General features: G+C 47.8%; 26 protein-coding genes. All 26 read left to right on the top strand.

What is annotated here, in order from left to right:
- The first annotated feature begins 9 nt into the window (after positions 1–9).
- The 26 genes from scmC (at position 10) to VIS94_01265 (ending at position 23,581) form a co-directional block, all read left to right on the top strand.
- Positions 10–1,446, top strand: a complete 1,437-nt coding sequence (scmC, locus tag VIS94_01390) for a SynChlorMet cassette protein ScmC (protein HEY9159726.1) — start codon at positions 10–12, stop codon at positions 1,444–1,446.
- Positions 1,447–1,573: 127 nt separating this feature from the next.
- Positions 1,574–1,975 carry a DUF134 domain-containing protein gene (locus tag VIS94_01385; protein HEY9159725.1) on the top strand — a complete coding sequence of 134 codons (402 nt, stop codon included), beginning with the start codon at positions 1,574–1,576 and terminating at the stop codon, positions 1,973–1,975.
- A 10-nt stretch (positions 1,976–1,985) separates the two neighbouring features.
- Complete coding sequence (locus tag VIS94_01380; GenBank protein ID HEY9159724.1) at positions 1,986–2,348, top strand: NifB/NifX family molybdenum-iron cluster-binding protein; 363 nt, start codon at positions 1,986–1,988, stop codon at positions 2,346–2,348.
- Between the two features lie 31 nt (positions 2,349–2,379).
- A complete protein-coding gene (locus tag VIS94_01375) occupies positions 2,380–3,750 on the top strand; it encodes a sigma 54-interacting transcriptional regulator (protein ID HEY9159723.1) in 1,371 nt (456 codons plus the stop codon).
- Between the two features lie 170 nt (positions 3,751–3,920).
- Complete coding sequence (locus VIS94_01370; GenBank protein HEY9159722.1) at positions 3,921–4,328, top strand: NifB/NifX family molybdenum-iron cluster-binding protein; 408 nt, start codon at positions 3,921–3,923, stop codon at positions 4,326–4,328.
- Complete coding sequence (locus VIS94_01365; protein ID HEY9159721.1) at positions 4,313–4,579, top strand: hypothetical protein; 267 nt, start codon at positions 4,313–4,315, stop codon at positions 4,577–4,579. Before VIS94_01370 ends, VIS94_01365 begins: the two co-directional genes overlap by 16 nt.
- Positions 4,580–4,617: 38 nt before the next feature.
- Entirely contained in the window at positions 4,618–4,932 is a 315-nt protein-coding gene (locus VIS94_01360) for a DUF5320 domain-containing protein (protein HEY9159720.1), read from the top strand.
- A gap of 18 nt (positions 4,933–4,950) precedes the next feature.
- Positions 4,951–5,310, top strand: a complete 360-nt coding sequence (locus VIS94_01355; GenBank protein ID HEY9159719.1) for a NifB/NifX family molybdenum-iron cluster-binding protein — start codon at positions 4,951–4,953, stop codon at positions 5,308–5,310.
- A gap of 7 nt (positions 5,311–5,317) precedes the next feature.
- Complete coding sequence (locus tag VIS94_01350; GenBank protein ID HEY9159718.1) at positions 5,318–6,205, top strand: ARMT1-like domain-containing protein; 888 nt, start codon at positions 5,318–5,320, stop codon at positions 6,203–6,205.
- A gap of 103 nt (positions 6,206–6,308) precedes the next feature.
- On the top strand, positions 6,309–6,434 hold the full coding sequence (locus tag VIS94_01345; protein ID HEY9159717.1) for a hypothetical protein: 126 nt from the start codon (positions 6,309–6,311) through the stop codon (positions 6,432–6,434).
- 17 nt (positions 6,435–6,451) lie between these two features.
- Complete coding sequence (locus VIS94_01340; protein ID HEY9159716.1) at positions 6,452–6,685, top strand: zinc ribbon domain-containing protein; 234 nt, start codon at positions 6,452–6,454, stop codon at positions 6,683–6,685.
- Between the two features lie 8 nt (positions 6,686–6,693).
- Entirely contained in the window at positions 6,694–7,536 is an 843-nt protein-coding gene (locus tag VIS94_01335; GenBank protein ID HEY9159715.1) for an ATP-binding protein, read from the top strand.
- Positions 7,526–8,476, top strand: coding sequence for a radical SAM protein (locus VIS94_01330; protein ID HEY9159714.1), 951 nt, complete (start codon positions 7,526–7,528; stop codon positions 8,474–8,476). The genes VIS94_01335 and VIS94_01330 overlap by 11 nt, the downstream gene beginning before the upstream one ends.
- Positions 8,473–9,351: an ATP-binding protein gene (locus VIS94_01325; GenBank protein HEY9159713.1), complete on the top strand. Its 879-nt coding sequence runs from the start codon at positions 8,473–8,475 to the stop codon at positions 9,349–9,351. Before VIS94_01330 ends, VIS94_01325 begins: the two co-directional genes overlap by 4 nt.
- Positions 9,330–10,601 carry a P-loop NTPase gene (locus tag VIS94_01320; GenBank protein HEY9159712.1) on the top strand — a complete coding sequence of 424 codons (1,272 nt, stop codon included), beginning with the start codon at positions 9,330–9,332 and terminating at the stop codon, positions 10,599–10,601. The genes VIS94_01325 and VIS94_01320 overlap by 22 nt, the downstream gene beginning before the upstream one ends.
- Before the next feature lie 64 nt (positions 10,602–10,665).
- Positions 10,666–11,145: a PaaI family thioesterase gene (locus tag VIS94_01315; protein ID HEY9159711.1), complete on the top strand. Its 480-nt coding sequence runs from the start codon at positions 10,666–10,668 to the stop codon at positions 11,143–11,145.
- A gap of 19 nt (positions 11,146–11,164) precedes the next feature.
- Positions 11,165–12,103: an MBL fold metallo-hydrolase gene (locus VIS94_01310; protein ID HEY9159710.1), complete on the top strand. Its 939-nt coding sequence runs from the start codon at positions 11,165–11,167 to the stop codon at positions 12,101–12,103.
- A 92-nt stretch (positions 12,104–12,195) separates the two neighbouring features.
- Entirely contained in the window at positions 12,196–12,900 is a 705-nt protein-coding gene (locus VIS94_01305; GenBank protein ID HEY9159709.1) for a peroxiredoxin, read from the top strand.
- Between the two features lie 13 nt (positions 12,901–12,913).
- Positions 12,914–14,608, top strand: a complete 1,695-nt coding sequence (locus tag VIS94_01300; GenBank protein ID HEY9159708.1) for an FAD-dependent oxidoreductase — start codon at positions 12,914–12,916, stop codon at positions 14,606–14,608.
- An 87-nt stretch (positions 14,609–14,695) separates the two neighbouring features.
- A complete protein-coding gene (locus tag VIS94_01295; GenBank protein HEY9159707.1) occupies positions 14,696–15,049 on the top strand; it encodes a GNAT family N-acetyltransferase in 354 nt (117 codons plus the stop codon).
- A 126-nt stretch (positions 15,050–15,175) separates the two neighbouring features.
- Positions 15,176–16,156, top strand: a complete 981-nt coding sequence (locus VIS94_01290) for a 4Fe-4S dicluster domain-containing protein (protein ID HEY9159706.1) — start codon at positions 15,176–15,178, stop codon at positions 16,154–16,156.
- Between the two features lies 1 nt (position 16,157).
- A complete protein-coding gene (locus VIS94_01285; protein HEY9159705.1) occupies positions 16,158–17,474 on the top strand; it encodes a methyltransferase domain-containing protein in 1,317 nt (438 codons plus the stop codon).
- A 73-nt stretch (positions 17,475–17,547) separates the two neighbouring features.
- The gene (gene ppk1, locus VIS94_01280) at positions 17,548–19,725 is read left to right on the top strand and encodes a polyphosphate kinase 1 (protein HEY9159704.1); all 2,178 of its coding nucleotides are present in this window, start codon (positions 17,548–17,550) and stop codon (positions 19,723–19,725) included.
- Entirely contained in the window at positions 19,713–20,714 is a 1,002-nt protein-coding gene (locus VIS94_01275; protein HEY9159703.1) for a CHAD domain-containing protein, read from the top strand. The genes ppk1 and VIS94_01275 overlap by 13 nt, the downstream gene beginning before the upstream one ends.
- Positions 20,715–22,034, top strand: coding sequence for a YfcE family phosphodiesterase (locus VIS94_01270; protein HEY9159702.1), 1,320 nt, complete (start codon positions 20,715–20,717; stop codon positions 22,032–22,034).
- Positions 22,031–23,581 carry a Ppx/GppA phosphatase family protein gene (locus VIS94_01265; GenBank protein ID HEY9159701.1) on the top strand — a complete coding sequence of 517 codons (1,551 nt, stop codon included), beginning with the start codon at positions 22,031–22,033 and terminating at the stop codon, positions 23,579–23,581. The genes VIS94_01270 and VIS94_01265 overlap by 4 nt, the downstream gene beginning before the upstream one ends.
- Positions 23,582–23,616: the final 35 nt, after the last annotated feature.

Genomic DNA, 23,616 nt, shown 5'->3' with positions numbered 1-23,616 from the left:
GAAGTATTTGTGGAAAAGTTTGCGGAAATCATGCAGCTTGAGCAGGGTGAAGAAACAGGCAGAAAGATCGTCGTATGCACAAGGGAGCATAAAAAAGGCGAAAAAAAACTGGTTATACCTGAAAAGGACGATGAGCCTGTCCTCTGCATACTAAATACGGCCGACAATATGGAAATGTTCAATATCCAGGTCGAGAGAATAGCCAAGGCTGTCGTTATCGATGCAACAGAAAAGGGCGGCATGCTGATTCACGGGGCATTATGCTCTTTTAACGGATCGGGAGTAATCATGGCGGGTCCCGGGACTGTCGGTAAATCGACTGCAAGCATGAGGCTGCCCAATCCCTGGATTTCATATTCTGACGATGCGACAATTATACTGCCTGACGGATATGGCGGTTTCTGCGCCCATCCATGGCCTACCTGGAGCAGGTTTTATATGCAGGGACCGGGCGGAAGCTGGAAGGTGGAGGAAACAATTCCTCTTGATGCGATATTTTTTCTGGAACAGTCTCGGGATGACTTTGTTGAACCCATCGATAAAGTACATGCAAAGGCAATGATAATAGACACGCTCGAACATGTTACCCGGTCCAATATCTTCTCGGTCAAGGAAAATCAGGAACTCGCCAGGAACTTCATCAAAAGGGCAAATTCCCTTGCGGAGTCTGTACCCGCGTTCAAACTTCACTTGAGTCTTACCGGTGAATTCTGGAAGGAGATGGAAAAGGCACTCCAGTCTGTGGGAGCGCATGGAAAAAATGCGCATAAGGAAAATGAAAGACCTTCTGAAAGAGATTTTATCAAAAAAAGAAAAAATAAGAACCATATCCATTTTGTGTATCGCGGTGTAAGCATGAATCCGACATTTATCGAGCCTGAAATGATTACCGTTGTTCCTTACGAAGGCTCAACTATAAGGACAGGCGATGTTGTATGCTACAAAACAGGCGCAGATGAAAATGTGATTGTCCACAGGATTACTGGAATAAACGGCTCCAGGATTCAGACAAAAGGTGATAACAATGCAGCTCCCGATCCATATACAATCGAAGCTGATGATATTATCGGCCGGGTTTGCGCATCAATAAGAGATGGCCGGTTTCGCAAAGTTTACGGTGGAGCCGCTGGTATTGCTGCAATGTATTGTTTGATGATGCGCAAGCCGGCAATACTTTTTATATCAGGGATTCTCCATGATATTTATCACGCCCTGTCGCATTCGGGCATTATGAGAAGGCTTCTGCCTGAAAAGAAACAAATCGATGTGGCGGTATTTGAAAGAGGCAATACAAAATATCAGAAAATTATTTTTTCAGGCAGGACAATAGGCAGATATGATCAAAGGGAACAAAGATGGAATATAAAGCGGCCTTACAGGATTTTTGTTGATGAATCCTTGCTGCCGGATTTCAGGCGTCCATCAAGAAAGACGAAGGAAGAATAACAAGATTCGACTCATCATAAAACACTGCATCTGATCACCTGAATGACTTCTTTTTTGTTTTTATCATCAATAAATTCTTGAAATGTTATGAGCATATGCTTATAATAAATTTTGCGAGGAGATTAATTTGCCCAGACCAAAGTGCTCGAGAAACATAGGTTTGATGCCTGAGATTACGTGTTTCAGGCCGGAAGGGGTGAAGGCTTCTTCCCGGGAAGAGGTTCAGCTTACGCTGGATGAATTCGAGGCTGTCAGACTTGCACACTATGAAGGAATGTATCATGAACAGGCAGCGGCCATGATGAACATATCCCGCCCGACCTTCGGAAGGATAATCGAATCGGCTCAGCAGAAGATCGCCGATTTTCTTGTGAACAGCAAGGCCCTGAGAATAACCGGGGGTGATATTTTCATAATCAAGGAAGGCATGAGTCCGTGCGGAAACTGCAAAAGGGCGTCAGTTCACTGTGAAGGTATGAACGGTGGCGGAAGATGTCCGTATTGCAGAAGGAATATCAAAAAATCTTAAGGAGAGAGAAATGAAAGTAGCATTACCGTCAAGACAGAACAGTATAGATGAACACTTCGGCCATTGCGAGTATTTCACTGTTTTTACAGTGGATGAGAAGAATGCGATCGTTTCGCAGGAAATTGTCAGTTCCCCGGCAGGCTGCGGCTGCAGGTCCAATATCGCCGGTACTCTTAAGCAGATGGGAGTGACGCTCATGCTTGCAGGCAATATGGGGCAGGGTGCGGTGAACGTGCTGAACAGCGTAGGCATTGATGTGGTGAGGGGCTGTTCCGGTGATGTGAAGGAGGTGATGCTGGCCTGGCTTACAGGAAACCTCACGGATTCCGGAGTTGCCTGTGAACTCCATGAACACGGCTGCCACGAACATTAAAGATTAAGGGTTCAAGCAGCAAGGGATCTACATGAAGGCTAAAGGTAAAACATCGTCAGAATTGACCGGAGGAAGGAAGGAAGCAACCCAGTCAATACTGGAAAGCATATCAGACGGTGTTTTTACCGTAAATGAGAACTGGATAATAACCTCGTTCAACCGGGCGGCTGAAAATATAACCGGAGTGTCGCGAACTGACGCTATCGGTAAAAGCTGCTCGGACGTCTTCCGGTCAAGCATGTGTGAATCCGAATGCGCATTGAAAAAGACCCTTAAATCGGGCAAACCTGTTATAGGAAAGTCAGGATACATAATAAATTCAAAAGGCGACAAGGTTCCGATAAGCGTCTCAACTGCGATGTTCAAGAATGAAAAAGGCGAGGTAATCGGAGGAGCTGAAACATTCAGGGACCTGAGCGAGATAGAAAATCTGAGGCGCGAGGTCGAAGGCAGATTCAAGATAGGTGACATAATCAGCCACTCGCCCCTGATGCACAGAATATTCGATGTTCTTCCGGCGATTGCATCGAGCCCCAGCACGGTACTTCTTCTCGGAGAAACAGGTACAGGAAAAGAGCTCGTGGCAAGAACGATACATTCCCTGAGCTTCAGGAAGAATCATCCTTTCATTGCAGTCAATTGTGCGGCGCTTCCTGACAGTCTCCTTGAATCAGAGCTGTTCGGATACAAGGCCGGGGCGTTTACAGGAGCAAGAAAGGACAAGCCGGGCAGATTCGCAATAGCAAAATCAGGAACCATTTTCCTGGATGAAATCGGCGACATTTCTCCTGCTCTTCAGGTGAGGCTCTTGAGAGTGCTTCAGGACAGGACATTTGAGCCACTTGGTTCAACCAGGCCGGAAAAGACAGATGCAAGGGTCATTGTCGCAACAAATAAAGATCTCTCAGCGATGACAAAACAGGGTGCCTTCCGGGAGGATCTGTATTACAGGGTGAATGTGGTCAGGCTGGAACTGCCGCCTCTCAGACGCAGAAAGGAAGACATACCTCTGCTTGCAGAAGAATTCATTAAAAGGTTCAATCTGATCCAGAACAAAAGAATCGAAGGAATATCTTCCGAAGCCATATCCCTGCTCATGGCTCATGACTGGCCGGGAAACGTCAGGGAACTGGAAAATATCATAGAGAGGGCTTTCATTACCTGCACAAAAGGTCAGATAGACATAGAACATATCCAGTCGGAATTCATGCCGGAGCAGGAAAAAGCCTCATGCATTACCGATATGAGGACAACAAGGAACATTCTTGAGGCGGAAACAATAAGGAAAGTCCTTGAGAAGACCTCTTACAACAGGCTGAAAACCGCCAGAGAACTCGGGATACATAAGAGTACGCTTTTCAGAAAAATAAAAAAACTGAATATCATAATTCCTGAAAGATAGAAGCTGCAGACGCATAATTGCAACCATCAATCTCATATCATGGTGCAATATTGCGACCATGGATTAATTTAAGTGATTATTCATATTACTCCAACCATTTGATTTAATAATACTTTATAGATAATTTATCAGGAAATACCATCTGGCATGAAATATGAAATATTAAAATCATGATTATCAAAGCAGCATTCACGGTATGGAACGGAAGGATAGCGCCGGTATTCGATGTGGCGCAGACGGTTTTGATCATCAGCGCGGAAAACGGGCGCATCATAGATCAGAAAACTGAAGACATCAGGCTTGTTCAGGTGAATGAAAGGGCACAGTGGCTTAAGGACCTGTCTCTGTCAGCTCTCATATGCGGGGCTATATCGAGATCCCTTGAAAAGGCGATTGAATCTCTTGGAATAAAAGTTATCGGTTTTGTTTCAGGCGACAGCTCGGAGGTGATTGAAGCCTGGCTCGGTAATGAAAACCTTCACGAACAATTCGTAATGCCGGGCTGCATGTGCAGATACCGGAACAGGCAAAGAACAAGAGGTTCAGGCGGGAGGATGAGAAGATGCCGTATGGATTAGGAAGGATGATGCGGACAAGATTAAGAGGCGGCGGCATGCCGGGCTGCCCGAGGGCCGGAATGCCATTGGGGAGAGGAATACTGGGCACTGCTTTGAGCATCGCGGCAGGTCTCACGCTTAATGACCTTTCGAATCCGGATGGGTTGTTAAGGAGAACGGCAAGAAAGCTCATATCGAAAAGCGATGTTTCATGGCTCAGGGAGCGGCAGACAAGACTGCTTACAAAGACAAATAACGAAGACGAGAATTAAATGCATCAGACAATAACTACACAAAGGAGGACAGGAAAATGCCAAGAGGCGACGGAACCGGACCAAACGGAATGGGGCCTATGACAGGCGGAGGATGGGGTAACTGCTCAACGAATCAGCCGTTTATCAACAGTGAATTGCCTTTTAAAAAAGGTTTTGGGGCAGGAAGGGGCGGCCGAGGAAGGAGAAACTGTTTCCATGCTACTGGGATTCCCGGATGGATGCGCAGAAATTCAGGTTTTTCTTATATTGAAGACGAAACGGATATAAGTATGCTGAAAAACATGGAGACATTTATTGAAAAGCAGCTCGAAAGACTCAGGAAACGCATCAACGAACTTGAAAAATCTTAAAAAATATTCGGAGCGGATATGAAAATAGCAATATCATCGCAGGGTGATGGATTGACTGCTAAACTTGATCCGAGGTTCGGAAGGGCACGGATGTTTGTCATTTATGATGACGATACCGGTGAATCATCTTCGATCGATAATGCCCGGAATCTGAATGCGGCCCAGGGTGCAGGTGTACAGGCTGCACAGACGGTATCCAGGTCCGGGGCGAAGATCCTGATAACCGGGCATTGCGGACCCAAGGCATTCAGTGCATTAACGGCCGCCGGAATAAAGATTTTTACTGCGCCTGAAATAAATGTAGGCGAAGCGATAGAACTCTATAAAAAAGGGCTCCTAGCTGAAGCTTCCGGCGCAGATGTTGACGGCCACTGGTGATTGGATTTTGAAAACATATATTGAATGCATCCCGTGTCTGTTGAGGCAGACAAGTGATGCGCTTGGCATGTCAGACATCAATGATTCGATAAGGCAAAATGTCATGAGAAATGTGTTGAAAGAGATTGCGGAAATGCAGTTCGATGTCCCGCCTCCTTACCTGTCGGGAAGAGTCCATCGCCTGATAAGGGAGCTGACAGGAATAAAAGATCCCTATGCATTGGTAAAGAAGAAGGCCACCGGCTCTGCGCTCGGCATGGTTGAATCTGTTTCAGAAGTGATACTTGAATCGGTGGATCCATTTGAAGCGGCTGTAAGGTTCTCGATAGCAGGAAACATTCTCGATTTCGGGGCTTTCACTCGAATCGATGATGAAAAAATCGAAAGGACGGTAAAAAACGCCCTGTCGCAAGACATGGATACAAAATGCTTACGGGAGTTCAAGGCAAAGGCATTATCGGCAAAGTCCATTCTTTTCATAGGAGACAATGCAGGAGAGACTGTTTTTGATTCTCTGCTTATAAAACGGCTGCCTGCAAAGGCTGTCAGGTATGCTGTAAAGAGCGGTCCTGTAATAAACGATGCAACAATGGAAGATGCGCTCGCGGCAGGTATCGACAAATCAGCCGGGATAATAGAAACAGGTTCCGACATGCCTGGAACCGTACTTGAAGATTGCAGCCCTGATTTTTTAAGGATATTCGACGAATCAGACATCGTAATTGCCAAAGGGCAGGCGAATTATGAGACACTCGAGGGCTGCAGCCGTGAGGTGTTTCATCTGATGCAGGTGAAATGCCAGGTCATCGCAAGAGATACCGGGCTCCCGGCAGGAACATGGATTGCAGCTAAAAATAAGGATCTGCAAGTTTCATTGAGAAAGGCCCGAGGATGAACGATATGCAGACAGAAGGAATTATCTTCAAGCCTGTAGAAGATTTCAGGAGTTCTCATATAAACCACATCTTTCGGGTGTCGATTTCCTGGATGGAATCCCGGTGCCTGATATAAAACCGTATGTCACAAGGTTTGATTTCGCAGAGCACTGTGCAAACGGATTGCAGGATTCGTTTTTCGAAGAAACGGCGCAGAAGTACGGCAGGCGCGCTTGGAAAATGAAATAAATAAGAGGAGTCGATAGATGCCGACATACGATTATATCTGCAAGTCATGCGGTAACAAATTTGAAGTCTTTCGTCCTATGAGCGATAAATCGCCGGTTGAATGCGGCATGTGCAGAGGCGAGGCCGTAAAGGCACCGGCAACGACCGGAGGCATAATAATGAACAAAGGCTCAAGCTGCTCATACGAATCAACGGGCACGACATGTTGCGGCGCGAAACAGCGATGCGGAAAGGATTCCTGCGGGAGATAGGACGGATTATGAAGATCGCTGTAGCTTCAGGTAAGGGCGGGACAGGAAAGACAACGATTGCCGTCGGGCTCGCACTTGCCGCTTCAGATGAAGTCACGGTGCTTGACTGCGATGTCGAGGCGCCAAACTGTCATATTTTTTTGAAGCCCCAAATTATATGCAGCAAAGAAGTGAATATTCCTGTTCCTGTACTTGAAGAATCATTGTGCGACGGCTGCGGAGAATGCGGTGATGTTTGCGAATACAGGGCAATAGCGATTATATCGGGGAAACCCATGATATTCAGCGAGCTCTGCCATGGCTGTGGCGCCTGCACCTATATATGTCCCCGGTATGCGTTGAAGGAAAGCCCGCGCAATATCGGAATCATTGAAAAAGGAAATTCCCTCGGTATCGGTTTTGTACACGGCATTTTGAATATCGGTGAACCCATATCGCCCCCACTGATAAAGGCCGTCAGGAAAGAGGAGGGTAAAGGGTTGACAATTGTCGATTGCCCGCCAGGAACATCATGTCCTGTCGTGACTGCCGTGGCAGGCTCGGATTATGTGATCCTTGTAACCGAACCCACTCCTTTCGGTCTCAATGACCTGAAGCTTGCCGTTGAAATGCTTGATGAAATGTACATCCCGTACGGGGTCGTAATAAACAAGGCGGGAACAGGAGACTTGAGCGTGAAGGAATTCTGTTCAAATGCCAATATAAATGTTCTTTCGGAAATACCCGACAACAGAAGGGCAGCTGTGGCTTATTCCAGAGGACTACCGACGTCTGAAATTGTGCCTGAGTTCAGAGGCTGTTTCGAGGAAATCCTTCATAGGGTCATGGAAAAGAAATTAAATGCAAAATAATGAACACATATTCGGTCCGGTACCTTCAAGAAGACTCGGCTACTCGCTTGGTGTTGATATAATGCCGTTCAAGACATGCACATATGACTGCATCTACTGCCAGCTGGGACCGACAACAATAAAGACTGTTGAAAGAAAAGAATATATTCCAATAGCCGGGATGGTAAAAGAGCTTGAAAGAAAACTTTCATCGGGTCTGAAACCTGACTTTATTACAATAACAGGATCCGGCGAGCCCACACTCAATTCCGGAATCGGGGAACTGATAAAAGGAACAAGGAAGATTACCGGCATTCCTGTTGCCGTGCTTACCAACGGTTCACTCCTGTTCCTTAAGGAAGTCAGAAAGTCCTTGATGGCTGCGGATTATGTTCTGCCGTCGCTTGATGCCGGAGATGAAGCGGCTTTCATAAGAGTGAACCGTCCTCACAGGGGAATAGAATTCAGTCAAATGACAGAAGGGCTCAAGGATTTCTGCAGAGAGTTCAGAGGATACACCTGGCTTGAAGTCTTTCTGGTTAACGAATTCAATTCGGACGATGAAAATATAAGGAAGATCATTCTTCAGACCGAGAAGATAAAACCCGGAAGGATACAGTTGAATACCTGCGACAGGCCTTCGGCAAGCATGAATATCCATCCGGTATGCAGCAGACGTCTTGAAAATATCCTGGGCATGTTCGGAGACAATGCGGAGATAATCAGTCGGTCATTTCTTGAACCTGTTAAGCGTAGGGATAACAGCCTGCACTTCGAAGCTGAAATCCTGAACCTTATAAGGAGAAGGCCCATGAGACTGGCTGATTTATGTCTTTCAACAGGACTGGATCCGAATGAAATTGTTAAAATAACCGATGCGATAATAAAAGAGGGCTTGATATCGACAGAAATTTCCGGAAACGGATTTTTCTACAAATATGCCGGAGTTGATCGGGCATGAAAGAACTTGTTGTCATAAGCGGTAAGGGGGGGACAGGCAAAACTAGTGTTCTGGCGTCGTTCGCCTCTCTTGCGGGGAATGCCGTGACAGCCGATTGCGATGTGGATGCAGCAGACCTGCATCTGGTTTTAAAGCCTCAGAAAATAAGGTCTGAAGATTTTATAAACGGCAGGAAAGCCACAATTGACGGAGAAAAATGCACTGCCTGCGGAGAATGCTACAGATTGTGCAGATTCGATGCGGTAAAGGAAAAGAGAGACGGCAGAGGATATTTAATTGATGCTCTTTCATGCGAGGGTTGCGGTCTGTGCAGACTGGCATGTCCTGCTGATGCGATAATTCTTGAAGAGGCCGGGTGCGGGCAATGGTTTGTATCGGAGACGAAATACGGCCCGATGGTACATGCAAGGCTGTACCCCGGTGCGGGGAATTCCGGCAGACTGGTAACTCTGGTAAAAAATGAAGCGAAAAAAATCGGAGAAGAAAAAGGTCTTGATCTGATGCTTGTTGACGGTCCTCCCGGCACAGGATGCCCCGTGATTGCGTCAATATCATGCGCTTCCCTTGTGCTGGCTGTAACAGAGCCGACCTTTTCAGGCCTGCAAGATCTCAGAAGGGTTCTCGAACTCACGGCGCATTTCAAGATTCCAGCCGCATTCTGCATCAACAAATGGGATATAAATTCCAGGAACACGGATATGATGATAGATACCTTCAAAGATTCAGATGTTAGGTTTATCGGAAATATTCCGTATGATATGGATGTTACAAGGGCGCAGCTTAAAGCCATGCCGGTCGTTCAATTTTCAGACGGCTATGCGTCTCAACAGATAAGGAGGATCTGGGAGGAAGTATGCCGGATGATGGGTTTGTAATACCGGAGGGTCTTGTGATTCAAAACTATTTTGGCCCTCTGGAAGATGAAAATGCACATTCCCGTATTACAGGCCCGTGCGGGGACACGATGGAGTTCTGGCTGAGAATCGATAATGGGGCCGTAAGTTGCGCCACCTTCATAACGGATGGATGCATGCCTTCGATTGCCAGCGGTGCCATGGCGGCAAGCCTTGCAGAAGGAAAGTCCATTGAAGCTGCTTCAAAAATTGAACAACAGGACATCCTTGAGGCCCTTGGAGGGCTTCCTGAAGATCATGTCCATTGCGCGAAGCTTGCCGCTACAACACTGCATGCGGCAATAGATGATTACAAAATAAAAAAAATAAAAGAGGAAAAAATGGGAGAATCAAAAAAAAGCGATTGTGAAACCTGTTCGAAATCAACATGTGATGCAAAGACCAAAAGGCCGGATGAGACACCCCAGGATTTTGCCCAGCGCCAGATGCTGAACAAAAGGATGTGCAGCATAAGAAACAAGATACTGGTGCTTTCCGGAAAAGGCGGCGTCGGCAAGAGCACTGTTGCTGTAAATCTTGCCACGGCCCTTATGCTTGAAGGCATGAAGGTAGGCCTTCTTGACTGCGACATCCACGGGCCGAGTATTCCAAAAATGCTGAAACTCGAAGGTGCTCAGGTGAAAAGCACTGGAGACGCAATAGCCCCGGTTGAACTTGGCGGACTCAAGGTCATGTCCATAGGATTTTTCCTGGATAACGCCGAAGATGCAGTCATATGGAGGGGCCCCATGAAATACAGCGCCATCAAGCAGTTTCTGGGCGAGGTTGAATGGGGCGAACTGGACTTTCTCATAGTAGATCTTCCACCGGGAACCGGCGATGAGCCGCTTTCCCTGATACAGCTCATAGGTGACGCCGCAGGAGCTGTGGTTGTAACAACACCGCAGGATGTATCTACGGCGGATGTGAGGCGATCCATCAGCTTCTGCCGTCAGCTTAAACTCCCGGTCCTGGGGGTTATTGAAAATATGAGCGGTTTTGTCTGTCCTCACTGCGGCAAGACCACTGATATCTTTAAAAGCGGAGGCGGAAAGAGGATGGCTGAACAGATGGGTGTTCCATTTCTGGGGAAAATACCTATTGATGCTGGAATCGGTGAGTCAGGCGATGACGGTATGCCTTATGTCTACCAGTTTTCAGGTACGGCTGCCGCCAGAGAATTCAAAAAAGCAATTGAGCCAATACTTAAATTGAGAAGAGAAACAACCTGAACAGGATTAATCATTGACAAAAACAAATCCAGATCAGGAATAATAAAAATTTTGGAGGAAAAGTATGAATGGATTGGCTTTTCAGGATTGTTATCCGGACAGTTTCAGCCATTGTTACGGCTGCGGAAGGTTGAACAGGGAGGGCTTGCAGATTAAAAGCTTCTGGGATGGAGACGAAACGGTCTGCACCTATACCCCGGATGAAAAATACATGGCGATACCGGGAATGGTGTACGGCGGGCTCATAGCATCGCTGATTGACTGCCACAGTACTGGTTCCGCTGCAGCCTATGCCGCACGCGCCGAGGGCAGGGAGATAGGCAGCAAACCGGAAATCAGATTTCTGACTGCCGCGCTTCATGTCGATTTCAAGAGCCCGACACCTATGGGGATGCCCCTTGAACTCAGGTCCAGCGCGAAAGAGATAAAGCCAAAAAAGGTGATAATAACGACTGTTCTCACTTCGGGTGGTGTCGAGTGCGCACGGGGTGAAGTTGTTGCGGTTCGCGTGCCTGATGCCGTTGTAGAGGCGTTTAATAAATGAAATGAAAGGGAGATTGCAGATGCAGATAAAAGAATCGGAAAAGATAGAAATACTTGTTCTTCAGGACAACTATATAGATCTGGTTGAGGCCCCGGCAAACCCGATCGCCGCCAGGGCCAACCCTGTGAAGGACGGTTACATAAAGAATTCCGTAATCGCCGAACACGGATTTTCGGCTCTTGTCAAAACGACTGATAACGGAAATGAGCACACGCTCCTTTTGGACTTCGGCTATTCTCCGAGCGGGGTTACTCATAACATGGATGCCCTAGGGGTAGATGCCTCTAAAATAGAGGAGACCGCACTCTCGCACGGCCATATGGACCATACCGGCGGCATTGAAAACGTTATCAGAAAAATCGGTAAACCTCTTAAAATCTTTCTGCATCCCTTTGCCCTTGACAACAACCGCTATCTGAAATTTACGGAAGACTTCAAACTGAAATTTCCTGAATTGAAGAAGGAGAACCTTTCCGGAGCCGGGCTTGAGGTGATCACATCGGAAAAACCTGTGGAGATGATCGGCGGATACTCCCTGTTCCTGGGCGAGATTCCCAGGCATGCCGCATTCGAGCAGGGCATGCCGCTTGCAACTTATGCCGACAATTCGGGCGAGCACAAGGATGAGATCATCGATGATTCTTCACTGGTCTTTTCCCTGAAAGGCAAAGGCCTGGTAATTCTCACGGGCTGTGCCCATGCAGGAATCATAAACACGATAAGACACGCGCAGAAAGTAACCGGGATCGAAAAGATTCATGCGGTAATAGGCGGCTTCCATCTGGGGGGAGCGAACATGGATGCAGTTGTCTCTCCCACGATAAATGAACTGAAAGAGATTGCACCCGAATATATCATCCCGTGCCACTGTACAGGCAGAACCGCCATGATGGCAATGGAGCGCGAACTGCCTGGATTTGTCCTCAGCATGTCGGGGACGAGATTCACATTTTCTTGACAGGCATCAATGACTGTTTGCCATCCTTGAAATAAGTTTATCAAATGTGCAGGGTAATGGTGCCCTGCATAAACCTATAAAGGAGGGTAATTATGGAAAATTCAGCGGTATCTATTCCCCGTATCGGTGAAAAGGCGCCCGAGTTCAAGGCAGTAACGACTCAGGGAGAAATCAATTTTCCGGCTGATTATTCAGGAAGCTGGGTAATTCTCTTCAGTCATCCTGCCGATTTCACACCCGTATGCACATCTGAGTTTATGACATTCGCCTCGATGGAAGAGCAATTCGCCAAGGCAAACTGCAAGCTGGTCGGACTGTCCGTTGACGGACTTTACAGCCATATCGCATGGCTCAGGACAATCAAGGAAAAGATTGAATACAAGGGAATGAAGAACGTCGAGGTAAAGTTTCCTCTCATAGAAGACATCACCATGGAAGTTGCAAAGAAATACGGCATGATACAACCCGGTGAAAGCAGCACCAAGGCGGTCAGGGCTGTTTTTGTAATCGATCCGAAGGGTATAATCCGCACGATCATATATTACCCTCTGAGTCTGGGACGTAATTTCGATGAGCTCTACAGGGTGGTACTGGCGCTTCAGACCGCAGACGCTTTTTCCGTGGCCACCCCTGCTGACTGGCGTCCAGGAGACGACGTCATCGTACCTACGGCCGGATCATGCGGGGTTGCAAAGGAAAGAATGGAAAACAAGAAGGATATGACCTGCTATGACTGGTTCTTCTGCACCAAGAAACTGGATAAGGATAAGGTGTTGAAAACCATATTTAAAAAGTAAGGGGAGAATTTTTATGAAAAAGAGAATTGTCGTAATCGGAGGTTCAGCAGCAGGCCCCAAGGCTGCCGCAAAGGCAAGGCGCATTGATGAAAATGCGGAAGTGATAATCATCCAGAAAGATGCGGACCTTTCCATGGCGTCATGCGGGTATCCTTACTATGTTGGCGGTTATTTCGATGACCGGAATATGCTGTTGTGCACGCCGACTGGTATTACAAGAGACCCCAAGTTTTATCTCAATGCAAAGGCGATAGAGGCCAGGACAAATACCGAGGTAACAAAAATCGACAGGCGGAATAAGAAGCTGGAACTCAGGAGCCTGCTCACAGGAGAGACATCCGGCCTCGATTACGACAAGCTGATAATCGCCACGGGTTCAATCCCTAAGATGCCGCCGGTTCCCGGTGCAAATCTGAAGGGGATAACTACTCTTCAGTCCATGAAAGACGCTGATTTTCTGAGGAAAATCAGAGATGAAAAGTCTATTAAGAAGGCCGTTGTAATAGGCGGCGGTCTGATAGGGATAGAGACATGCGAGGCCCTTCAGCTCGCCGGCATCGAAATAACTGTAATAGAGATGCTGCCTCAGCTGCTCACCTTTCTTGACTGGGACCTTGCAAAGCTCGTTGAAAACCATGTCAGATCGAAATCGGCCAATGTCATAACAGGAAACGGCATAGCGGAGTTTCTGGGAGAGAACGGCGTTCTGACAGGCGTGAAACTGGCAAACGGCATAGAGCTTCCATGCGAACTCGCAGTTGTGGCAATAGGGGTTGCGCCTAATACGAAACTTGCAAAAGATGCAGGAATCGAAATCGGCACAACAGGGGGTATTGCCGTGAATGAGTTCATGCAGACATCAGACCCGAATGTATATGCGGCAGGTGACTGCATAGAGACAACAAACCGTATAACAGGCAAAAAGGTGCTTGCCCCTTATGGTGATCTTGCAAATCTTGAGGGAAGGATTGCAGGTGAGAACGCCGTTCTCGGCAACACGGTAAAATTCCCGGGTACTATACAGACAGGCATCTGCAAGGTGTTCGATTTTGCTGCCGGATCGACCGGTTTGAGCGAAGCCGGTGCATCAAAAGCAGGCTATGAAAATATAATCACGGTAATAAACGCGAGTCCTGACAAGCCGGGTTTCATGAAAGGAGCTCTCCTTATCACAAAACTGGTGGCCGATTCAAAGACAGGGAAGATCCTCGGCGCTCAATGTGTTGGTCCTGGCAATGTTAGCAGGCAGATTGCACAATGGGCCATGGCCATAATGGGCGGACTCACGGTCGATGACATGGTCAATGCCGATCTGCCCTATGCCCCGCCGTTCTCGCTTGCAATCGATCATGGTATTGCATCGGCTCATCTGATGCAGAACAAAATCAAAGGCAGACTCAAGGGACTCACCCCGCGCGAAGTAAAGGCAAAACTGGATAGCGGAGAGAAACCCTTCATTCTCGATGTGAGGGGACCTGACGAGTACGAAGAGATGAGGCTCGGCATAGGGGAGACGCTTATTCCTCTCGGGGCATTGAGAAAGAGGCTTGGTGAGCTTCCTGAAGACAAAGACCGGGAAATAATAACTTATTGTAAAATATCGCTGAGAGGCTACGAGGCGGCGCTGGTGCTCGAGGCAAACGGCTATAAGAATGTAAAGGTCATGGAAGGCGGTATAATGGCATGGCCGTACTCAAGGGAGAAATGATACTCCGATGGCGGGAATATGAGTACATCCGGGATTATTTCCACCCGGCGAGGATTGAAGTGACTAATCATATCACAGGGGATTTATATGGATACTAAAGAAGAAACCGGTATAGTCCATGACGAAGAAGGCGGCAGTTTCTCCTGTCAAATAAACGGCCTTGAATGCAGGGCTGAATACGAAATGGCGGGTGATGACGTAATTGACATTTTTCGCACCTTTGTCGACCCTTCTCTCAGGGGCAGGGGAATCGCAGAGAAGCTCATGAGAAGAGTTCTTGAATATGCAAAGGATAGAAATTTAAAAATCAGGCCGAGCTGTTCATACGCCGTAACTTTTTTCAGAAGAAATCCTCAGCATTCAGACATGGTAGCTGCGGGAACAGATCTGGCCAATGATGGTAGCTGCAGGCTTCCGTCCGAAGCAGCTGGATATAACTGAAAATATCATGTCAGGATTCTGTTGAAAGAAGAACTTATATATTCTTGATGTATATCAATGAGCTTATCGAATCCTGATGATATGAGAGATTTATTGATTACGGCATTGAATATCAAAGGAGACGATATGCAGAAAATGGGTATATCAAGAAGGTCTTTCCTGAAAACGCTTACAGGTCTTGCAGCTGCGTCGGGATTAGCAGTTCCGTCAAAAACAGAGGCCTCTCAGGAACAGGGTCACGCAACACTCATAGACCTCAGCCTTTGCGACGGGTGTCCGGGAAAGGACACTCCGGCATGCGTAAGTGCATGCAGGGCAATAAATGTTGCCAAAGTTCCGGAACCTGTTGACCCGATTCCGGTTCCTTATCCAACAAAAATCGTCGAGGACTGGTCGAAGAAGAAAGATGTTACCGACAGGCTGACACCCTATAATCCGATTTTCATTCAGAAGGTCAGGCTCAATGTTGACGGCGGGGAAAAGACAATGAACATCCCCAGACGCTGCATGCACTGCGACAAGCCTGCCTGCGCTCTCATATGTCCGTTTTCCGCAAATCACAAGAGCAAAACCGGAGCGGTCGTCATCGACAGCAGCCTCTGCTTCGGAGGCGCCAAGTGCAAGACGGTCTGCCCCTGGGGCATACCGCAAAGGCAGTCGGGCGTGGGGCTTTATCTCGATGTGGCACCCGAGCTCATGGGAAACGGCGTCATGTTCAAGTGCGACATGTGTGAAGAAAGGATCTCTGCAGGCGAAAAACCCGCCTGTGTCGAGGCCTGTCCGAAAAATGCGGTCATATTCGGGAAGAAGGAAGAAATCTATGCCGAGGCTGAGAAAAGGGCGGCCGGAATGAAAGGCTATATCTACGGCATGAAGGAAAACGGCGGGACATCGACCGTTTATGTAAGTCCTGTGCCCTTCGAGAAGATAAACAGTGCGATAAAGAAATCAGACGGCAGGCCTCATATGGGTGAAGTGAAATCAAACATGAAAAAATCCGAAGGAACGGCAAAAGCGGTCATTGCATCACCTGCAGTAGGGATTGCGGCAGGTGTCGTATTAGGAGCGGTTGCGCTTAAAAACAGAAACAAAGATGAGGATAAATAGAATGAACTCTCATATAATTCAGGATAAGAACCTTGTTGTAAGGCATAGCGTTATAGAGCTTTTCGAGCATTGGGCCATTGCGGTTTCCGGTTTTGTACTGTTTCTTTCCGGGCTCTTCCAGATGCCGCTTTCCAAAAGATACGGCATTTCGAAAATTCCGGGAATGGAATTCTCGGCGGATTTCATGTTCACTCTCAAGATTCATTACATAGCATCCGTGGTCTTTGTCGCTGCTGCACTTTTCCATATCGTCTATCATGGTATGCTTAAGGAAAACGGAATGCTGCCCAGGAAAGGAGATTTCAAACAGTCAGTAGATGTTATAAAAACCTTTTTCGGCAAGGGAGAGGAGCCCCCGTTTCACAAGTATCTTCCCGAGCAGAGGCTTGCCTATGTCGGCATGGCGCTCATAATCGCAGGCCTTATTGTAACAGGCCTGATAAAGGTGCTTAAAAACGTGTATATTCCTGACATGCCGCTCAAGACAGTCTGGTGGGCGACAACTCTTCACAACGTGTTCTTCGTGCTGTTCTTCCTTGCCTTTCTTGCCCATATGGCCGCTATAATAATCAAACCTAACCGTCCCATGGTCCGCGGCATATTTACTGGCAGGGTCAGACTCGATTATGCACGTCACAGACATCCTTTGTGGCTGGCTGAAATAACACAAGATGCGATGGAAATGAATAAAGCTAGAGATTTCAATACGGAAGCCGCAACCTGGGATGACAGCCCCCAGAGGATTGCAATGACCAGATCCATAGCCGATGCCATTATAACCCGGATACTTCTTTCAAAGGAGACGGACGTTCTGGATTACGGGGCAGGCACCGGTCTTGTAAGCCTTGCCATTCAGCCTCATGTCGGAAGCATTACGGCTGCCGACAGCGCCCCCGCAATGCTTGAGAAATTAGCTGAAAAAATCGTGGCTGGCGGCATTGAAAATGTAAAGACAATGCTGCTTGACCTTGAGAATGTTCCTGTACCCGATCTCAGGTTTGACCTCATCATATCATCAATGGTCTTTCACCATATTGCAGACATATCAGGACTTTTTTCAAAAATGTGTATGATGCTCCGTCCCGGCGGCCATATTGCGATAGCTGACCTTGACCCTGATGACGGGGAATTTCATCGGGATAAGACAGGTGTAATGCACAACGGTTTTGACCGCAAGCATATGCAGAATCTGTTTGCTGAAAACATGCTGACAGAGATCAATTCCGAAACGGCCTGTACGGTAAAAAGAGAAGTCGCCGGAAAAGGAGAAAGGGAATTCACGGTCTTTTTAATCACAGGTAAAAGGCCTGAATCCTGAGAAAAAAATATTCAGTTTCCGTCTGAAAAAAATATCGTAAAGAAAAGGAGACTTGTAAGCCGAAGAATATTAAATGAAGAAAGAAAAAAAAACCAAGGCGGTTAAAAAGCGTGCTGCGCCTGTCAAAGCCTTGAAAAAGGTTCCCATCAAGGCAGGCGCCGATACTTTCAATGATCCCGGACTTTACATCAACCGTGAACTGAGCTGGCTCATGTTCAATTCCAGGGTGCTTGAAGAGGCCCTTGACCAGACTCAGCCGCTTCTCGAACGAGTCAAGTTCCTCTCCATTTTCGGAAGCAACCTGGACGAGTTTTTCATGATTCGGGTTTCAGGCCTGAGGGATCAGCTTTCGTCAAACTCGCAGGAACGCTCGATAGACGGCATGCTCCCTGGCGAACAGCTTCAGGAAATCAGGAAGATGCTGCAGCCTTTGCTCGAAAAAAGGGACATATGCTGGGAGGAAGACCTCAAACCCAGACTGAAAGATGCCGGCATCAGCGTGCTTTCCTACCAGTCTCTGAAAAAGGAAGAAAAAGACTATCTGAGGGAATATTTCAAGAAGGAGATTTACCCAGTTCTGACGCCGCTGGCCTTTGACCCTTCACATCCGTTCCCGCACATTTCAAGCCTGAGCCTCAATCTCGCGGTAATAGTAAACGATTCGAAAAAAGGCGACAGATTCGCATGGCTCAAGATGCCGGACATATTTCCGAGGTTCATAACAATTCCCGATAAAAAGGAAGGCTCGCAGGAGTTCGAGCCTCTGGCAAAGCAGGGTAGATATTGCCTTGTCCCTCTGGAAGAGGTTGTAGCGGCAAATCTGGACATGCTTTTTCCCGGATTGAGGGTGGATGCCTCATATCCTTTCAGAATTACAAGGGACGCCGATATAGAAATAGAGGACGACGAGGCATCCGATCTCCTGACGACGGTCGAGGAAGGGCTTGACATGAGGCATTTCGGGATTGCGGTCAAACTTGAAGTTAACGAGACCATGCCCGCGCGCATCAGGGACATCCTCATGAAGAACCTGAAGGTCGAGCCCTATCTGGTCTATGTCACGAAATCGCTGATGGGTACGGCCGACCTTATGCAGCTGACGAAAATAAACAGGCCGGATCTGAAGGATGCAGGCTACATTCCGTCTGTTCCGAAGATATTTTCAGGAAACGGCGACATCTTCAGCAGGATAAAGAGCAGGGACATCATACTCTACCATCCGTATGAAAGCTTCAATCCCGTCGTCGATTTCATAAGACAGGCGTCAAAGGATCCCAACGTGCTGGCGATCAAGCTTACGCTTTACAGGACAGGCGTCAATTCGCCGATCTATGACGCCCTGATGGATGCCAGGATGGAAGGCAAGCAGGTTGCAGCACTGGTCGAGTTGAAAGCGAGGTTCGACGAGGAAACGAACATACACTGGGCGCGTGCACTTGAAAAAGAGGGCGTGCACGTGGTCTACGGCCTCATCGGAATGAAGGTGCACGCAAAGCTCTGCCTCGTGGTGCGTCGCGAGAAAAACGGGATTGTGAGATATGTCCATATGAGCACCGGCAACTACAACACGATAACAAGCCGCATTTATACCGACATCGGGCTTTTCACATGCAATCCGGTCATTGGCGAGGATGTAACCGACCTGTTCAATTCTCTTACGGGATATTCTGCCAAGAGTGATTTCAAGAGCCTGCTCGTGGCGCCCGGGCGCATGAGGAAAGAGGTGCTGCTCAGGATCGAGCGTGAGATAGAAAGGCACATGAAAAAATCCGACGGCTATCTGGCGTTCAAGATGAACTCTCTTGTCGATAAAAAGATCATACAGGCGCTTTACAGGGCATCAGAGGCAGGGGTCAGGGTAGACCTGCAGGTAAGAGGCATATGCTGCCTCAGGCCTGGCATCCCCGGCATAAGCGAAAACATAAGGGTCACATCCGTGGTAGGGCGTTTTCTTGAACATGCCAGAATTTTTTATTTCAGAAACGGGGGCAAAGACGAGATGTTTCTTGGAAGCGCTGACATGATGCCGAGAAACCTTGACAGACGAATCGAAGTCCTGTTCCCGATACTCGATGAAAAGATCAAAAACACGATCTTGAATAAAATTCTCAAGGTACATCTTAATGACAATGTAAAATCATGGCTGCTCATGTCCGACGGCTCATATTCCAGGGTGGTTCATACTGAAGGCCAGGATGAAATGAATTCACAGCAATGGCTGCTGGAGAACAGGGGATCATGGAACAAATAGCTGATGGGGTCACTCCTGACAGGGCGTTTGTAAAATTCAGCGTGGAATCGCTGGCGGCGCAGCTTCAGGCTGTAATGCGGGAGGCGGAAGGCGTCAAGATTGCACAAGACCCTGAATTTCTCCACAGGATGAGGGTTGCATCACGCAGGCTAAGGACCCGCCTGAAACTTTTTGCTGAATGCCTTCCCGAGTCAAAGGCCATGCTGTTCAGAAAAAGGGTGCGGTCGCTTACAAGGGCCCTTGGTGAGGCGCGCGACTGCGATGTGCAGATAATATATCTTACTGAATTCATGGAATCCCTTGAAACGAGGAGACAGAAAGAGGGCATCAGAAGGCTGCTGCTTAGACTTACACAGAAGAGGGCAGGGATTCAGACAGCCGTTGTCAAGGCTGTCACCCGCCTGGAAGATGGCCGGATACTGACTGAAATGCAGGAACTTTTCCGCACGGTGCTTGGCTCGATGGCCTTCGACAAGCCGGAAAAACCGGGTAGTTATGCGTTCATGCTTGCTTCGCGTGAAATAAAGAACCTGCTGGGCGAGCTTTTCGGTTTTGAGATGTATATCAGGGATCCGGCGAGAAGTGCGGAACTGCATCAGATGAGGATAGCGGCCAAGCACCTGAGATATGCGATGGAAAGTTTCGAGCCGCTTTTCAGGACAAGACTGAGAAAACCGATCAAGGCGGCGAAAGCGATCCAGGAAATACTGGGCGATATACATGACTGTGATGTATGGGCGCACTTCCTGCCGGTTTTTCTTGAGGACGAGGCTGAAAAGGCTGTTGTTTACAGCGGAAATGTCCGCATAATCCCGAGGCTCAGAACCGGCATCATGCTTCTCGAAAAAGACAGGTCCGAATTCAGGGCGAAACGTTATGATGAATTTCTGAGGGTATGGGAGGAATCGCTTGGTGTATGGCAGACGCTCTCCGACTTTCTGAATTCGGATTATGATGCTGAAAAAATTCCGAACGAAGAGCAGGCTTAAGTGAAAATAGCGCTTATCAGCGACATTCATTCAAACCTGCATGCGCTGAAAGAGGTTCTGCTGCATGCAAAAAGACACGGCGCTGAATCGTTGTGGGATCTCGGCGACATGCTGGGTTTCGGTGCTTTTCCGGATGAGGTCGTGAATATGCTCAGAAAGAAGAAAGTGCTGGGCGTTGCCGGAAACTTCGATGAAAGGATCATGAAATTTCCTAAAAAGGCGGCGCTATGGAAGCATGAGAAGGATCCTGACAAGTTTCTCATGCTTAAATATTCATATGAAAGTCTTTGTCCGGCAAACAGAAAATATGTTAAAAACCTGCCCCTTAGAAGAAAAATAACAGTCGGAGGAAGGAAAATTCTGCTGGTTCATGCAAGCCCTGAGTCGGACAGGGAGCACCTGGGGCCCGAAACACCGGTTGAAAGGCTTAACGAGATATCGCTCAAGACCGGTTTCGACATCATAATCTGCGGGCATTCACACAGGTCTTTCGTAAGAAAGGCAGGCAAGGCGGTTTTCATAAACCCCGGTACTGTTGGCCTGCCAGATGACGGAGACACCAGGGCCTCGTTCGCCATTCTTGAAATAAACTCCAAGAAAGATGTCAGGGTGCATCATTACAGGGTGGATTACGATGTTCAGGCGGCTGCCGCCGCTGTTATAAAAAAAGACCTTCCAGATGTATTCTCCAGAATGATCCTGGAAGCGAAGAATTACACAGCCGTAAGGAAAGAAGAGGAATCAAGGGAAAATGAAATGGAGAACCAGGCTGAAAGGCTTGCGGCTTCCCATTGTTATGAAGAGGCGCATTCAAAAAAGGTTGCAAACCTGGCGCTCATGATATTTGACGGGCTTGAAGAACTGCACGGTCTATCGTCACAGGACAGAACGATATTGAAGTGCGCATCTATTCTGCATGACATAGGCATCTCGGAAGGAGGAAACGCGCACCACAAACTTTCGATGGACATGATACTCAAAGGCAGCCTGCCCGGTTTCACTGAGAACGAAAAGCTTATTACAGCGCTTATAGCAAGATATCACAGAAAGGCTCTGCCCGACTCAGGGCATGAATTTTTTTCATTACTGAATGAAAACGACAGGAGAAAGGTAAGCATGCTTTCCGCCATACTGAGGGTGGCGGACGGACTCGACAGGACGCATTCAAATGCCGTAACAAAACTTTCATGCGAAATATCCGTGGATAAGATTACTTTTATATTGAGGACTTTCCGTCCGTCGGAAACCGAAATGAAATATGGACTTATCAAGTCGGACCTTATGAAAAAGGTTTTCGATAGAGAAATTGAGATCAGGTGAAGAAAAAAAAACCAAAAACAGTCGCGTTCATAGACATGGGTACGAATTCCGTGCGCATAATGCTGGCGCGCTTTGACGGCGGCAGGTCTCATACCGAGCTTTCCCGTCAGAAAGAGATGATAAGGCTCGGAGAAGGAGAGTTCGACGACAACCGGATTAAACCGGAGGCGATGGAAAGGGCGGTTGCAGTATGCAGAAATTTCGTTGGCATGGCAAAAACCTTTGGTGCGGACGAGATAGTAGCTGTTGCAACCTCTGCGACAAGGGACGCATCGAATCAGAAGGAGTTTCTGGAACTGCTGAAGAACGAGGCCGGAATCGAGATGAACGTGGTCTCGGGCAAGGAAGAGGCCAGGCTCATATACCTGGGCGTTTCTCGTGCCGACAGGATAGACGGCCCCACGCTCTTCATAGACATTGGCGGCGGGAGCACGGAAATTATTATCGGTGACGGAAGGGAGTACAGTTATCTCGACAGCATGAGGCTCGGTGTCATAAGGCTTTCGATGAAATTTATCGAAGATGTCCATGCCCCCGTCACCCCCAAAAGATATGAAATGATTTGTGAACATGTAAAAAACGCCAGTATCAGGCCTGTCCAGACAATAAGGTCATTCAGGATAAAGGATGCATACGGTAGTTCGGGCACTGCACAAAGTCTTGCCGAGATAGCAAGGCAGGTGATCCATAAGGGTGATGAAAGCAGGAAATCGCTGCTCAAGCTCAAAGACCTGAAGCAGATATCGAAGCTTCTGTGTTCTCTGCCTCTCAAGGAAAGGCGGAACGTTCCGGGAATGAATCCGAAAAGGGCGGATATAATAGTAGCCGGTGCGGCAATCCTTGAAACAATCATGTCCCAGGCAGGGATAAACGAGCTCAGAATCAGCTCGCGTGAATTAAGGGACGGGCTCCTTATCGACTATCTTGACAGGGAATACGGAGAGGAGTCTCAAGAGGTATCGATAAGGATGAGGAGCGTATTAAGCCTTGGCAGAAAATGCGGTTTTGATGAAAATCATGCAGAGACTGTGGCGCGCCTTTGCCTTGAAATGTTTGATACGGGAAGGAATATATGGCTTCACAGGCAGGGCAGCGGCAGGAGGGAACTGCTTCAATACTCTGCCCTGCTCCATGATATAGGGGCGTTCCTTTCATACAGCAACCACCACGCCAACAGCAGCTATTTCATAAGGAATGCAGACCTTCTGGGGTTCAACCAGAAGGAGATAGCCATAATGGCGGCCTCTGTCTTTTTTCACAGACGAGGTTCTCCTGGAAGAAAAGGCGGCGAAACGGCCGGTCTTGATACACGCTCTATCGAAACGATCAGGGTGCATTCGATTCTGCTGCGGATTGCCGAGAGCCTGGACAGAAGCCATGCTGGACTTATTGCCCATGCAAAATTCAGGATGGGTGATAAGAACACGGTCATTCTGGAACTTGAATGCGACAGAGGTTGTGACCTGGAGACATGGGGTGCTCAGAACCACAGGGATGCATTTTCCAAGATATTCGGAAAGAAGCTGTTAATCAAACTGGTCGAATAAAACTTACCGCAGGAGTCATTCCTTGTATTCAACTG

Source organism: Desulfomonilia bacterium, assembly GCA_036567785.1.
Classification (GTDB): Bacteria; Desulfobacterota; Desulfomonilia; order UBA1062; family UBA1062; genus DATCTV01.
Note: the sequence above shows the minus strand (reverse complement) of the source record. Positions and strands in the feature narration are given on the sequence as shown.

Excerpts from the sequence above, each read along its gene's own strand:
- VIS94_01380 (HEY9159724.1), top strand. The coding sequence starts at position 1,986 with ATGAAAGTAGCATTACCGTCAAGACAGAACAGTATAGATGAACACTTC.
- VIS94_01375 (HEY9159723.1), top strand. The coding sequence starts at position 2,380 with ATGAAGGCTAAAGGTAAAACATCGTCAGAATTGACCGGAGGAAGGAAG.
- VIS94_01370 (HEY9159722.1), top strand. The coding sequence starts at position 3,921 with ATGATTATCAAAGCAGCATTCACGGTATGGAACGGAAGGATAGCGCCG.
- VIS94_01365 (HEY9159721.1), top strand. The coding sequence starts at position 4,313 with ATGCCGTATGGATTAGGAAGGATGATGCGGACAAGATTAAGAGGCGGC.
- VIS94_01360 (HEY9159720.1), top strand. The coding sequence starts at position 4,618 with ATGCCAAGAGGCGACGGAACCGGACCAAACGGAATGGGGCCTATGACA.
- VIS94_01355 (HEY9159719.1), top strand. The coding sequence starts at position 4,951 with ATGAAAATAGCAATATCATCGCAGGGTGATGGATTGACTGCTAAACTT.
- VIS94_01340 (HEY9159716.1), top strand. The coding sequence starts at position 6,452 with ATGCCGACATACGATTATATCTGCAAGTCATGCGGTAACAAATTTGAA.
- VIS94_01335 (HEY9159715.1), top strand. The coding sequence starts at position 6,694 with ATGAAGATCGCTGTAGCTTCAGGTAAGGGCGGGACAGGAAAGACAACG.
- VIS94_01330 (HEY9159714.1), top strand. The coding sequence starts at position 7,526 with ATGCAAAATAATGAACACATATTCGGTCCGGTACCTTCAAGAAGACTC.
- VIS94_01325 (HEY9159713.1), top strand. The coding sequence starts at position 8,473 with ATGAAAGAACTTGTTGTCATAAGCGGTAAGGGGGGGACAGGCAAAACT.
- VIS94_01320 (HEY9159712.1), top strand. The coding sequence starts at position 9,330 with ATGCCGGATGATGGGTTTGTAATACCGGAGGGTCTTGTGATTCAAAAC.
- VIS94_01315 (HEY9159711.1), top strand. The coding sequence starts at position 10,666 with ATGAATGGATTGGCTTTTCAGGATTGTTATCCGGACAGTTTCAGCCAT.
- VIS94_01310 (HEY9159710.1), top strand. The coding sequence starts at position 11,165 with ATGCAGATAAAAGAATCGGAAAAGATAGAAATACTTGTTCTTCAGGAC.
- VIS94_01305 (HEY9159709.1), top strand. The coding sequence starts at position 12,196 with ATGGAAAATTCAGCGGTATCTATTCCCCGTATCGGTGAAAAGGCGCCC.
- VIS94_01300 (HEY9159708.1), top strand. The coding sequence starts at position 12,914 with ATGAAAAAGAGAATTGTCGTAATCGGAGGTTCAGCAGCAGGCCCCAAG.
- VIS94_01295 (HEY9159707.1), top strand. The coding sequence starts at position 14,696 with ATGGATACTAAAGAAGAAACCGGTATAGTCCATGACGAAGAAGGCGGC.
- VIS94_01290 (HEY9159706.1), top strand. The coding sequence starts at position 15,176 with ATGCAGAAAATGGGTATATCAAGAAGGTCTTTCCTGAAAACGCTTACA.
- VIS94_01285 (HEY9159705.1), top strand. The coding sequence starts at position 16,158 with ATGAACTCTCATATAATTCAGGATAAGAACCTTGTTGTAAGGCATAGC.
- ppk1 (HEY9159704.1), top strand. The coding sequence starts at position 17,548 with ATGAAGAAAGAAAAAAAAACCAAGGCGGTTAAAAAGCGTGCTGCGCCT.
- VIS94_01275 (HEY9159703.1), top strand. The coding sequence starts at position 19,713 with ATGGAACAAATAGCTGATGGGGTCACTCCTGACAGGGCGTTTGTAAAA.